Source organism: Colwellia sp. PAMC 21821, from assembly GCF_002077175.1.
GTDB lineage: Bacteria > Pseudomonadota > Gammaproteobacteria > Enterobacterales > Alteromonadaceae > Cognaticolwellia.
Window position 1 is genome coordinate 3,740,632 of record NZ_CP014943.1, and the last position, 13,594, is coordinate 3,754,225.

Sequence of the window (13,594 nt, forward strand, 5' to 3'; positions counted from 1 at the left end):
CGATACCATAGCGATGTACAGTAAAGAGTTTATGAAGTTAAATTTTTTACCAATAAATCGCGCTTGGCTGACTACAAGGTTACATTTTATTGAAAATATAACCTGTACTGATTACGCTTTTTTCATTAGCTGCTTTTTTCTTTGATGAGTAATTCTTCAAAGTGCTCTTTTGACAATGGCATTGCTAATAAGTAACCCTGACCATACAAGCAGCCTGCCTTTGTTAGAAAATCTTTCTGTTGTTCAGTTTCGATACCTTCAGCTATAACGTCAATGTTAAGCTTACTCGCCATTACTATAATGGCTTCACAAAGCGCGGCATCCTTATTATCAGCAGACATCTTTTGTACAAAACTTTTGTCAATTTTTAAATAATCAATAGCGTAGTTTTTTAGGTATGAGAAAGAGCAATACCCTGTACCAAAATCATCAATGGAAATGGCAACACCTTTATGACGAATTTGGTCAAGCACACTGACGACTTCTTCTTGATTTTCCATTAATAAATTTTCGGTTATTTCAATTGCAATAGCTTGCGGCGAAATATCTCGCTCTTTAAGCGAAGCAACCCACGCCGTAATTTGCTGTCCTTTATTTTTATATTGTACTGGTGAGGTATTTATACTGATCATCAAATCTTGACAATATGTCTCTCTCCAATATTTAACCTGCTGAGTTACCTCATTAAATATCCATTCACTTATTTCTGTTATCAAGCCAGTAGCTTCAGCGATAGGGATAAAATCTAACGGAGAAATTAACCCTTTCTCGGGGTGCTGCCAACGAATAAGTGCTTCTGCTTTAGCTATTGTGTTGTTTGATAAGTTAACTATAGGCTGATAAACCATATGAAATTGCTGTTGTGTTATAGCAATGCGTAAGTCTTTAATAATTTCCATACGTTTGAGAAAATCAGTACGCATATTTTCGGTAAAGTAGTGAATGCTGTTACGACCTTGAGCTTTAGCATTATACATAGCTTGGTCGGCATTCCTTAATAATGTGTCAATGTTGTCGGCATCATTGGGATAACGCGCAATACCTATACTGGCAGTATAGTGAACACTTTGATCATCAATAGTATAGGGTTGTGCAAGCGTGTTTAATAATTTTTGTCCGATGTTGTCGACATCAATCTCAGTAATCGTGCCGACCAGAACTATGATGAATTCATCTCCACCTAAACGTGCGACAATATCATTTTTCCTAATACAACTTTTGATACGGTTTGCACTTTCAACGAGTAATTTATCACCGACACTATGCCCTAGAGAGTCATTAATATCTTTAAAGTTATCAATGTCGAGCATGGCGATAGCAATTTGTTTTTTATCGCGCTTAGCGTTCTCAATTGCCGCTGTTAAATGTTCTATCAATAAATTACGATTAGGTAATTGAGTTAAGTTATCAAAATTGGCTTGATGCCAAATTATTTTATCAGCTTTATCTCGCTCAATAGCAATGCGAACAAGGTTAGATATTTGCTCTATAAGTGTGAAATCCATCTCATTTGGTGTTGATTTTTTACGATGATAAATTGCAAACGTACCGAGTAATTTGCCTTTACTGTCAATAATCGGCTCTGACCAGCAAGCACCTAGACCCGCTTTTTTAGCCAAATCTGCCCATGCTGCCCAATAAGGATGCGTTGATATATCTGTAACCGTAACTCTTTCTCGGGTAAACGCTGCTGTTCCGCAAGAGCCTCTGCCATGACCAATGGCAATTCCGTCGACAGCTTGGTTATAAAAATCAGGTAAACTTGGCGCAGAACCTAACACTAAATTTTTTCCTGAGTCGTCAATTAATAAAATGCTACACAACACTTCAGGGTGTTCTTTTTCAATTCCAAGAATTATGGCAGGTAATATTTTGGATAGTTGATCCGCCGCTGCTATTAACTCAAGAATTCTGTTACGAAGTTGATTAAATTTATCATTGTCTGATAATTGTCGGTTTTTATTTTGCATAAATACTGAAAATGCTAAAGCAAATACATTGGTCAAAATCATTGATATGATAATGCGCGTCATCGTAAAACTATCAAGTTGTTGATAGGTAATGAGATAAGTAATTGTAATTAATAAACCATTAAGTACACTCGCCATTATTGTAGGCAGTAAATAGAAACTGGCAACTACCACGGGGAAAACCCAATAAATTAAATTTTCTCCTTTCAACTCAACGGCTACTAATATTATTATTTGAGCAAAAACGGCAAGAAAAAAGCTAAATATTTTTGTTCTGTTAGTGAATAGTACGCCACAAAAAATGCTGAAAATACCTATAATTGCTGAAAGTGAAAGTATAATTTCTACGCTGTCTTGTATTTTTATACTCATCGCAAGAATAGGAATGAAGCCGATCACCGCTGCAGCGCTCACTGTTAAGAGAATTTTGTTTTCAATTGAGCGATTTTTTATTTTAGCTATCATATAAACATTAACTTCTTGCTAGTGATGTTGTCTGTTGAATTTACTAATACGAAGAATATGCTGAAAAAGTTCTATCTATTTAATAAAAATAGCAGAAATAATAAATAGCGCATAATAGATAGGCATGACTAGAATGAGTTAACCGTTAGAAGTGAGTTAACCGTTAGAAGTGAGTTAACCGTTAGAAATGAGTTCGTTTTAATTTGGTTAGTAACTGTTACTAACCGTTAGTTATGATTTAAACTTAAGCTTAAACGTTGAAAATATTCACTGTAATTTTTACGCACAATATAAGCACTTATTTCTTTTCTATATAGCTCAATATCAAGCTCTGGATATTCAGTAAATAAAACATTTTTTAAGTCGCTTTGCTCAAGACATAGTAAATAAGCGAGTGGTAAATATTTTGGATTAAAATTGTTGTGGTAAACGGTAGATCTAACTTCAGAGGGGCTATAATGCTTTTTTGCACCATAACTGTTAACAAGTACAGGCATGAGTTTGGCGCCGTACTTTTTAATTGCATGAGATTTAAACAACTTGCCTTTCCTTAGCGTGGGTTTCGTCCTGTAAAATAGTGCGCGAATTATATACACTAAGTTCGCAGTGGTCAAGGTAGTCAAAGCTAGAGGCCTTGATTTAATTGACTTGTGTTGTGTTGAGTTGTATTGAGTTATGGATGTATTCATAAAGTGCAGTTTATTCATGCTTTTACAGTAGCAGCACTTTTATATTTAAATAAAAACATAGCTGACTAATTAGCTAACTAAATAAAAACATAGCTGACTAATTAGCTAACTAAATAAAAACATAGCTGACTAATTAGCTAACTAAATAAATAAATAGTTAGCTAATTAACATGCTAATTTACTTTTTTTTGTGTCTTGACTGTAATACGGCCATGACTTCACTTAGGTCAATATTTTGGTCTTGCAAAAGCACTAAGGTGTGATAAAACAAGTCTGCACATTCACCTAATAAATCTTCTTTAGTTTCAGCAACGGCAGCTAGGGCTACTTCAACGCCTTCTTCTCCCACTTTTTGCGCCATTTTAGTGGTGCCGCGTGAAAATAAATGAGCAGTGTAACTATCTTCAGGCGCATCATTTTTTCTACTGGCAATAACTTGTTCAAGTTGACTAAGAAAATTTTGTTGGCTAATTTTTTGCTCTGGGAAACAAGATTCTGTACCCAAGTGGCATGTCGGGCCTTGTGGTCGACAAGCAATTAACAAGCTGTCTTGATCGCAGTCAGTCACAACTTGGCTAACTTTCAAAAAGTTACCGCTAGTTTCGCCTTTACACCACAATGCTTGTTTAGCGCGGCTGTAAAATGTCGCTAAGCCTGAGCTTAAGGTTTGCTCTAAAGCTTCAACATTCATATAGCCTTGCATTAACACCGCACCGGTATCTTGATGCTGAATTATTGCTGGGATCATGCCCGACATTTTGTCCCATGCCAGTTGGCTTATATTATCTTGTGTGATTAGCATAATCTGATCTCAACTTTTTCATTTTTAAGGGTTTGCTTTAATTCGTCCATCGGGATAATGCCTTTATGAAAAACACTGGCAGCGAGGGCACCGTCAACATCAGCTTGCTGAAAAACATCGACAAAATGTGATATTTCTCCGGCACCGCCTGATGCGATTAGTGGCACATTACACAAATCTCTCACTTGTTTAAGCTGCTTTATATCATAACCTTGGCGAACACCGTCTTGGTTCATACAATTAAGTACAATCTCGCCTGCGCCAAGCTTTTGTACTTCTTGGATCCAGTCTAACGTGCGCCATTTGGTTTTTTGCGTGCGCGTTTCATCGCCAGTGAATTGGTAAACTTGATATTCGCCGGCGCCATTATTCGCGTCTTGATTGAAAAAGCTATCAACGCCAACCACAATACATTGTTGGCCAAAAATATCCGCTAAACGTGAGATTAAATTGGGATCTCTTAAGGCCGGAGAATTGATAGAAATTTTATCTGCGCCCATCATCAGAATTTGCTTAGCGTCTTCTTCTGTTTTTATGCCGCCAGCGACACAAAATGGGATATCGATAACTTGAGCAATACGGCTAACCCAGCTTTTATCGACTACGCGATCGTCCGAGCTGGCAGTAATATCGTAAAAAACTAGTTCGTCAGCGCCCGCTTCTGCATATTTTTGTGCAAGCGGTACTATGTCGCCAATTATTTCGTGGTTACGAAATTGAACCCCTTTTACGACTTTGCCATCACGAACATCAAGACAAGGAATTATGCGTTTGGCCAGCATGCGATTGCCTCCTCAAGAGTAAACTTACCTTCCAATAATGAACGGCCGAGTATCACGCCATCAACACCGGTAGGGATCAGCGCTTTAATATCGTCTAATGAACCGATACCGCCAGAAGCTTGCCATTTTATACTTGGGTATTGCTGACAAAGCTCTTGATACATGCCTACGTTGCTGCCCGTCAGTGTGCCATCTTTACTAATGTCGGTACAAAGTACATGAATTAATCCCGCGGCAATGTAGTCATCTAATAATGTTTCTAAGTTAACGCCACTGTCTTTTATCCAGCCGTGTGTTGGCAAGGTTTTGTTGCCCATAGCATCAATTTTTACATCTAATGCTAAAACAATTTTTTCACCGCCAAATTCAGTAATCCATGTGCGTACTAAATCAGGTTCTTTTATCGCTAATGAGCCAATAACAACACGGTCGGCACCTAAGTTAAGTAACTGCTGAACGTCTTCTTTACAACGAACACCACCGCCAACTTGTATGATCATGGTGTCGTGTTTAACCAAAGTTTCAAGTAAGGCTAATTGGCGTTTATTGCTATCTTTTGCACCGTCTAAATCAACAAAGTGCATTACCGTTGCTCCGGCTTTAGCGTAAACGTTTTGTCGCTCTTTAGCGGTATATTGATAATTGGTTTTTTGCTGGTAATCACCTTGAAATAACCGGACGACTTCGCCGTCAATTAAGTCAATTGCTGGGATCATCATGGCTTACATCTCCAAAAAATTTTTAATGATTTTACTGCCAAGCGCGCTTGAGCGTTCTGGATGAAATTGGCAACCGATAAAGTTGTCTTTTGCGATAGCGGCAGAAAATTCACTGCCGTATTGGCAACGGGCGACGGTATATTCAGAAATAGGCGCGGCAAAACTATGCACAAAATAGAAATAGTCATCAGCGTTAATACCTTTGAATATCGCATGGTCGCTAACTTGCGTTAACGTATTCCAACCCATGTGGGGCAAACGTAAATCGTTTGCTTGCAGCGGCGTAATATCGGTAGGAATTAAGCCTAAACATTGAACTACTTCGTCTTTACCCGCGCCTTCAACAGAGGTACGCGCCATTAATTGCATGCCTAAACAAAAGCCTAATACAGGCTGGGTAAGTTGCTGTAATGTAGCCACTAAACCTTTCGATACTATGTTTTCCATCGCATGACGAGCACTACCTACACCGGGTAATATAACTTTATCGGCATTTTTAATGACATCAAGGTCATCAGAAATCGTGATAGCAAAACCTAAACGCTCAACGGCAAACTTTACTGACGCTAGGTTGGCACAACCGGTATCAACAATCACAAAGTTAGCTTGTTTGTTCTCGCTCATGCTATAAGCATCCCTTGGTGCTTGGTAAGTCGTCACCAGCAACGGTAATGGCTTGGCGAAGTGCGCGACCGAAGACTTTAAATAAGCTTTCAACTTGGTGATGACAGTTGCCTTCAGTCGTTGAAAGGTGCAGGGTGATTGCCATAGAGTCGGCTAATGAACGGAAAAAGTGCGAGACCATTTGCGTCGACATTTGACCGACCATGTTATCGGTAAAGTTCGCGTCAAACTCTAACCAAGGACGGCCAGAAAGATCTATCGAACACTCGGCGCGACATTCGTCCATAGGTAAAACAAAACCAAAACGGCCGATACCACGTTTATCACCCAAGGCTTGTTTAAGTGCTTGGCCTAAAGCTAAAGCAGTGTCTTCAACACTGTGATGTTCGTCAATGTGATAGTCGCCATCTACATCTACTTGCATACTAAAACCGCCATGTGCCGCAATTTGTTCCAGCATATGGTCGAAAAAGCCTAAACCGGTTTTAATGTTGATATCACCGACTTTATCTAGGTTAATCGCCACATTAATATCAGTTTCTTTGGTGGTGCGAACCACTTTTGCAACTCTTGAACTGGTCAGTAGTTGTTCAGCAATATCATCCCAATTAAGGGTTTTACGGTCATATTTAATCGCTTTAATACCCATGTTAGCGGCAAGGGCAACATCGGTGTCGCGATCGCCAATAACAAAAGAGTTAGCAAAGTTGACTTTACCTTGCTGTAAATAGTCGCTAACTAAACCTAATTTTGGTTTACGACAGCTACAATTATCAGCTTCAAAGTGTGGGCATAGTAATACGTCGTCAAAGGTAATACCTTGTGAGGAAAATATTGCCATCATTTTATCGTGCGGTAAGTCAAAATCGCTTTGCGGGTAGCTTGTGGTGCCTAAACCATCTTGATTCGACACCATTACTAAGCGAAAGCCTTTCTTCTGTAAGGCAATTAACACCGGGATTACGTTCGGTTCAAAGACTAACTTTTCTAAGCTATCGACTTGTTTATCGGTAATTGGCTCTTCAATTAAGGTACCGTCTCGGTCGATAAATAAAATATTTTCTTGGCTCATATTAATTCTCTTGTGCCACCGTTTGGGCTGTTGTCGTGGTGAAACTATGGGTTATAGTTTGCTGTAATAGTGAAAGCTCGCGGTCACTGCCAATGCTAATGCGCAAACAGTTTGCGAGGTTTTGTTGCTTTGATTGGTCGCGTATTAAAATACCTTGCGCCACTAAGCTATTAAAAATAAAGTCTTTTAGCTCATTGCTTTGACAGCGAAATAAAACAAAATTGGCATCACTGTGAAATACTTCGTTGCACCAAGTTTGTGCTGTTAACCATGTCGCTAATTGCCCACGTAATATGTCAGTTTCTTGTACGCGCATACGCATTTTTTCAAGACCTGGCTGGGCTAATGCTTCACTGGCAATATCGGCAACCGGCGCTGAAATAGGATAAGGCGCTATCACTTTACTGAGCATAGTGATGAGATCTTTATTCGCTAGCGTAAATCCGCAACGTAAGCCCGCTAAAGCAAAGGCTTTTGATAGTGTTCTTAAAATCACTAAATGCGGATAAGTTTTAAGCCAGCTTGCTACTGATTGTTCAGGGCTAAATTCGATATAAGCTTCATCAACCACCACAATAGCTGTTTCAGCGAAAAGCTCAAGTGCGGTTTTAATCTCTTGTTGTGATAGCAAATTACCGGTTGGGTTACCCGGAGAACATAAAAATACCACTTTGGTTTTGCCAACGTTTGCTTTTAAGCCCGCTAAGTCCAGAGACATTGTTTCTGTAAGTGGCACTTTAATAACGTCAGCACCATGGTTTTCAGCACTAATGGCATACATACCATAAGTGGGCGGACAAATTAAAATGCTATCTTGGTAAGCTTGGCAAAAGGTTCTGATGATCAGTTCGATACCTTCATCGGCACCACGCGTGGCGAGCAAATTTTCTGGCGCTATTTTACTATACTGACTGTAAGCATTGATCAAGCTTTCTGGCTGAAAGTCAGGATAGCGATTAATGCTGTCACTGGTAACTTGATAAGTCCCTGGGCCAGAGGCTTCGTTAGCGTTTAACCATATTTTCCCTTCCATTGCACCGCTGCTGGCAAAAAGTCTGCGGGCTGATTGGTAAGGCACCATATCAATTAGCTCTTTTCGAGCAAGTTTGTTCGCAATGCTCATTTATGCCTCCGCATTCTTTGTCGCTGAATTTTCTACTGGTGCTTCTAAGCGAATGGTGACAGCGCGTTTGTGACCGTCTAGTCCTTCCGCATCAGTGAGTTCGTAAATACATTCGGCTAAGGAACCTAAGCCTTCGCGAGTAATTTCTTGCACAGTAAAGCGTCTTGAAAAATCAGCCAATGACAAACTGCTAATAACTTTTGAATAACCATAAGTTGGCAGCACGTGATTAGTGCCACTGGCATAATCACCAGCAGACTCTGGCGTATAAGCGCCAACAAAAATTGAACCAGCATTACGCAAGCTTGTTAATAGCTGCTGAGCATTATCGGTTTGAATAATTAAATGTTCTGGGCCGTACTCGTTCGAAACTTCAACCGCTTGTGCTAAATCTTTTGTCAGAATTAAGCGACTTTGCTGTAAAGCTTGGCGCGCTATTTCTGCACGAGATAAAGTCGTTAGTTGCGCTTCTAATGCTAATTGCACGGCGTTAATTAATGCTTCGCTATTTGACAGCAAAATAACTTGGCTATCTGGTCCATGTTCCGCTTGCGATAATAAGTCAGCAGCTACAAAGCCCGCATTAGCATTGGCGTCAGCTATAACAAGTACTTCAGAAGGGCCTGCTGGCATGTCGATAGCGAAACCATTAACTTGCTGTGACAACTGTTTTTTTGCCTCGGTAACATATTTGTTTCCCGGGCCAAAAATTTTATTCACGGCCGCAATGGTTTCAGTACCAAAGGCTAAAGCGCCACAAGCTTGAGCACCACCAACGCTATATATTTCATCAATACCACACAGTGAAGCTGCAACGAGTATTTCGTCGGCTAATTGACCGTTTTTATTCGGCGGGCAAACCAGTACTTTACGTGGACATTTTGCCAGTTGCGCTGGCACACCTAACATCAACACAGTTGACGGTAATGGCGCGCTACCGGCTGGTATATATAAACCTACGCTCTCAATAGCTTCAGTTTTTAAGGTACACACCACACCGGGAGTGGTCTCAACACGAATGTCTTCACTAATTTGGGCTTGGTGAAAGCGTTTAATTTGTCCGTAGGCTGTTTCAATAGCTTTTAGGCGCTTGGCTGTTAGTCTTACTTTGGCAGCGGCAACCTGTTCAGGTGTTACTTTAAGTGTATCAAGCTTCACGCCATCGAATTTTTCGGTTAAATCAAATAAAGCTTTATCACCATTGTCTTTTACGTTCGCAAGAATGTTTTCCACTTGTTGCGATAATAAGCCACTTTCTGCAATAGCTGGCCGAGCAAGTGCAAAACCACGCTCGGCTTTAGACAAATTCTCCCAAACTATTGAGTCTTTAAGTTTAGTTGTGTCTTGGTTCTTTATGCTCATGTTTAGCCCATCATTTTTTCAATTGGCATTACTAAAATAGAGTTACAACCTAAAGCGTTAAGTTGCTCCATGGTTTCCCAGAAAAATGTTTCTGTTGCTACAACGTGCACGGCAACAATATCTTCACGTCCAGCTAATGGGAGTATGGTGGGTGTTTCTTTACCAGGCATAAGTGCGCTGACTTGAGCTATTTTGTCTTTTGGCGCGTGTAGCATAATGTATTTACTTTCTTTTGCTTTCATTACGCCTTGAATGCGAGGTAATAAGGTATCAAGAATCGCTTGTTTCTCAGGAACTAAAGCATTGGCCGTTTGAATTAATGAAGCATTTGATTGAAAAATCTCTTCTACTTCCACTAGCCCGTTAGCTTCTAGCGTTGCACCCGTTGAAACTAAGTCACAAATACCGTCAGATAAGCCAACACGAGGGGCTACTTCAACTGAGCCTTTTAGTAAACAAAACTCGACATCTATACCATTGTTTTTGGCAAAGCGATTAAGTAATTGAGGATAGGTAGTGGCAAACCTAAGACCATTTAGGCTCTTAATACCTTTATAATCAAAGCCTTCAGGCATGGCAATTGATAAACGACAACCGCCAAAGTTCAAACCTGAAGTGCGAATGTATTTTGATTTTTGATTCATTAAAGCACGTTCTAACGCAGCTTCTTCTAAGGTATTGTCACCGACTATACCTAAATCGCAAACACCGTCCATAACAAGGCCTGGGATGTCACTGCTGCGTACACGCATGATATCAATTGGCATATTAGTAACATGAGCAAGCAAGCGGCGATCAGTGACATTAAGTTTAAGGCCACAACGCTTTAATAGCGCTTGAGTGTCGTCGCTTAAGCGACCTGATTTTTGCATTGCAATGCGTAAGCGTGGTTCTGTTGTCATGTTATTTTCCTATTAAATTTTAAAATTTTTATACTATTTAGTCACATTTAATATGGTTAAAATTCATCATGTATATACAATTATATAGCCATAAAAATGCGAAAACCCCGAGAGAGGTGAACTCTTTCGGGGGTTTAGAAATTAATTTTCATTTATCTTACACCGCTGAAAGGTTCAATGCCCCTCAGCGAATAAACCTGAGCAGCTAATCCGTATGATGGTGATGATGATGGATCGCAATCAGATTTAAAGTCATGTGTTATTTACTCTATTTAAGTACTGAGTTATGTTTCAGCGTAAAGTTCAGTGTAAGTTAATTGTTTGTCTTGTTATTAAATTAAAGTACTTACTTTAATTTAGGTTTACATTACGTGGATTTTTGGAGCAGATCAAGCGATTAATTTTAACTCGATATGAAATTTTGAACTAAGCTAGTATTGTTTGGTTCTAAGAGGAGTAGAGTGACAAAGTTAAAGTTAACGTTAGGGTTGGTATGGTCGATATAGAGACAATTGTTAAGAGAGGAGGCAGCAATGGACATTTTTACTACCGTATTAACACGTGTTGTACCCGTGCCTATAAAACCAACTAACCTAAAAGTTAAGGCGCTAGCTAAAGGGGCTGCAACTCATGCAGTGTCTGATGACATTGCGGGCTTAGAAGATCCGGCTTTATATTTTAAAAAACCATCAGCTGAAAAGTCACCAAATAAAGAAGAAACACAAGATAATAACGCAGCAGAATCGGTTGAACCGTCAACAGTGCCAGCAGATAATACCGGTAAACATATTGATATATTTGATGATAGTGAAAACACCCCAGTAGAAAAAGATGATAAACCCCACCTAGATATTTTCGTCTGATACTTACGTTGATAGTAAGTGACTGATCCAATTACTATTATTTAATAAGAGTCTTTTAGGCGGATTTTCAGTATATTTTACGATATTATCTTGTTTGCAATTAGCGAAAATTAGCTATATTTATCCTGTTATTTTTATCTGTGATGATTATAATGAGCGCAAATTTATTAATGCCGTAACCTCATGAGTGCTGTTGAACATGCGTTTTCACATCAAGGTGCTTTAGCGAAAGCCATTAATGGCTTTTCTCCTCGCCAAGCACAACTCGATATGGCATTGGAAGTGGCTAAAGCAATTGAGCAAAAAAACTCGCTTATCGTCGAAGCAGGGACAGGTACAGGTAAGACATTCGCCTACTTAATTCCAGCATTATTGGCGAATAAAGCGAATGCGGAAAATAATGCTGGTCAAATAAAAATTATTGTTTCAACCGGTACTAAAAATCTTCAAGAACAATTATTTCATAAAGACTTACCTCTAATCCGCAAAGCGCTAGCCAGTAATGCACAAATAGCCTTATTGAAAGGGCGCGCTAATTACCTTTGTATCTATCGTTTAGAGCAATATCAACAATCGCGCGGTCAACTCGACGCCCAAACATTAGCTGATTTTGTCAAAGTACGTGCTTGGGCGAACGGCACACACAGTGGCGATATTGGTGAACTGGTTAATGTTACCGAAGGTTCGCCGGTCTTTCCGTTTGTTACCAGCACGGTTGATAATTGTTTGGCGAAAGACTGCCCCAATATTGAAGATTGTTATTTAATTAAAGCGCGAACAAAAGCCATTGATGCTGATTTAGTGGTGGTGAATCATCATTTATTCTTTGCTGATATGGCGCTAAAAGATAGTGGCTTTGGTGAACTAATTCCTAAAGCTGACGTGATGATTTTTGATGAAGCGCATCAAATAGCCGACATTGCCAGTGAATACTTTGGTGAGGCGTTTTCTACGCGACAGATGCTGGATCTTTGTAGTGATGTTTTACAAGTTTACCGCACAGAATTAACCGACGTAAAGCAACTGGCTAAAGCCGCAGAAAAACTGTTAAAAACCAGTCAAGAATTTCGCTTGTTATTTAGTTATGATCCCGAACGCGGTAATTGGCGCGAAAAGCATCAACAACAGCAATTTTCTCATGCCTTTAAACTGTTAAAAACTGATTTAGACTTTCTTTACCAAGTAATAAAACTTTGTGTTTCGCGCAATGAAGCTATTGATAACTGTTTTGATCGAGCTGTAAACCTATTAGCACAATACGAAGTTATGGCTGATGTAGATGCGATGGGCATGAGCTTTTGGTATGAAACCACGCCACGCCATGTTGTGTTACATAAAACGCCATTATCAGTAGCAGATAAATTTGGCACTTACGTAAAAGAGTCAGGTGCAGGCTGGATATTTACTTCGGCAACGCTTGCCGTAGATGGCGCATTCAAACATTTCTCTAGCCATTTAGGCCTTGAAGGTTCCGCCAGTTTATTACTCGATAGTCCATTCGATTATGCCAAGCAGTCTCAATTAATAATACCGCGTTATTTACCAGCTGCAAATGATATGAACCGCGCTAAAGCGTTATCTGAACTTGCTATTCCTTTGATTGCAGCCAGTGCTGGCGCTTGTTTTATGCTGTTTACCAGTTATCGCGTTATGCATCAGGTAGCTGAGTTATTAACCCAGAGCATTGATAACCCATTATTAGTGCAAGGGCAGATGGGAAAGCGAAAGTTACTAGAAGAGTTTGTTGAGCAAGACAGCGCGGTGTTATTAGCCACGGCAAGTTTTTGGGAAGGAGTGGATGTTCGCGGTGACAAACTTACCTGTGTGATCATTGACAAATTGCCCTTTGCTTCGCCCAATGATCCTTTATTACAAGCACGCAGTGAAGATGTAAAACGACAAGGTAAAGACCCGTTTGCGCAAATTCAATTACCGCAAGCTGTCATTGCTTTAAAGCAGGGAGTAGGGCGTTTAATTCGTGATGTGAATGACAATGGTATTCTTGTGATATGTGACGACCGACTGGTTAATCGTCCCTATGGTGAAGTTTTCCTGAAAAGCTTACCTGATATGAAACGGAGCCGAGATATTAAGCAAGCAGCGACATTTTTAGCACAGCTTGTTAGTCGAGATAAAGTATAACGAAGTTCATGCCTGCAAAATCCAAGCATGCCAGTGTTAAAGTTTTCTGGGAATAACATAAAATAATGTTAAACTCGCC

At 39.7% G+C, this 13,594-nt stretch carries 12 protein-coding genes; 2 read left to right on the forward strand and 10 right to left on the reverse strand.

Features of this window, described 5'->3' with window-relative positions; translation table 11 throughout:
- Positions 1 to 125: 125 nt before the first annotated feature.
- The 10 genes from A3Q33_RS15840 to hisG all read right to left on the reverse strand — a co-directional run bounded on the left by A3Q33_RS15840 (position 126) and on the right by hisG (position 10,510).
- Entirely contained in the window at positions 126 to 2,435 is a 2,310-nt protein-coding gene (locus A3Q33_RS15840) for a putative bifunctional diguanylate cyclase/phosphodiesterase (RefSeq protein ID WP_196797977.1), read from the reverse strand.
- 227 nt (positions 2,436 to 2,662) lie between these two features.
- On the reverse strand, positions 2,663 to 2,974 hold the full coding sequence (locus A3Q33_RS15845) for a DUF6559 family protein (protein WP_081180781.1): 312 nt from the start codon (positions 2,972 to 2,974) through the stop codon (positions 2,663 to 2,665).
- 328 nt (positions 2,975 to 3,302) lie between these two features.
- A complete protein-coding gene (gene hisIE, locus A3Q33_RS15850; protein WP_081180782.1) occupies positions 3,303 to 3,926 on the reverse strand; it encodes a bifunctional phosphoribosyl-AMP cyclohydrolase/phosphoribosyl-ATP diphosphatase HisIE in 624 nt (207 codons plus the stop codon).
- Positions 3,920 to 4,708, reverse strand: a complete 789-nt coding sequence (gene hisF / locus A3Q33_RS15855) for an imidazole glycerol phosphate synthase subunit HisF (protein ID WP_081180783.1) — start codon at positions 4,706 to 4,708, stop codon at positions 3,920 to 3,922. The genes hisIE and hisF overlap by 7 nt, the downstream gene beginning before the upstream one ends.
- Positions 4,690 to 5,427 (reverse strand): 1-(5-phosphoribosyl)-5-[(5-phosphoribosylamino)methylideneamino]imidazole-4-carboxamide isomerase, encoded by a 738-nt coding sequence (gene hisA, locus A3Q33_RS15860; protein ID WP_081180784.1) that lies wholly within the window; start codon positions 5,425 to 5,427, stop codon positions 4,690 to 4,692. Before hisA ends, hisF begins: the two co-directional genes overlap by 19 nt.
- Before the next feature lie 3 nt (positions 5,428 to 5,430).
- Positions 5,431 to 6,051, reverse strand: coding sequence for an imidazole glycerol phosphate synthase subunit HisH (hisH, locus tag A3Q33_RS15865; RefSeq protein WP_081180785.1), 621 nt, complete (start codon positions 6,049 to 6,051; stop codon positions 5,431 to 5,433).
- A gap of 1 nt (position 6,052) precedes the next feature.
- Positions 6,053 to 7,123 (reverse strand): bifunctional histidinol-phosphatase/imidazoleglycerol-phosphate dehydratase HisB, encoded by a 1,071-nt coding sequence (gene hisB, locus A3Q33_RS15870; protein ID WP_081180786.1) that lies wholly within the window; start codon positions 7,121 to 7,123, stop codon positions 6,053 to 6,055.
- Between the two features lies 1 nt (position 7,124).
- A complete protein-coding gene (hisC, locus tag A3Q33_RS15875) occupies positions 7,125 to 8,246 on the reverse strand; it encodes a histidinol-phosphate transaminase (RefSeq protein WP_081180787.1) in 1,122 nt (373 codons plus the stop codon).
- A complete protein-coding gene (hisD, locus tag A3Q33_RS15880; protein ID WP_081180788.1) occupies positions 8,247 to 9,608 on the reverse strand; it encodes a histidinol dehydrogenase in 1,362 nt (453 codons plus the stop codon).
- A gap of 2 nt (positions 9,609 to 9,610) precedes the next feature.
- Positions 9,611 to 10,510 (reverse strand): ATP phosphoribosyltransferase, encoded by a 900-nt coding sequence (hisG, locus tag A3Q33_RS15885; RefSeq protein ID WP_081180789.1) that lies wholly within the window; start codon positions 10,508 to 10,510, stop codon positions 9,611 to 9,613.
- 533 nt (positions 10,511 to 11,043) lie between these two features.
- Here hisG and A3Q33_RS15890 point away from each other — a divergent pair.
- Together A3Q33_RS15890 and yoaA are read left to right on the forward strand one after the other, a co-directional pair.
- Complete coding sequence (locus A3Q33_RS15890) at positions 11,044 to 11,373, forward strand: hypothetical protein (protein ID WP_081180790.1); 330 nt, start codon at positions 11,044 to 11,046, stop codon at positions 11,371 to 11,373.
- A 183-nt stretch (positions 11,374 to 11,556) separates the two neighbouring features.
- Positions 11,557 to 13,515 (forward strand): DNA repair helicase YoaA, encoded by a 1,959-nt coding sequence (gene yoaA / locus A3Q33_RS15895; RefSeq protein ID WP_081180791.1) that lies wholly within the window; start codon positions 11,557 to 11,559, stop codon positions 13,513 to 13,515.
- Positions 13,516 to 13,594 lie beyond the last annotated feature (79 nt).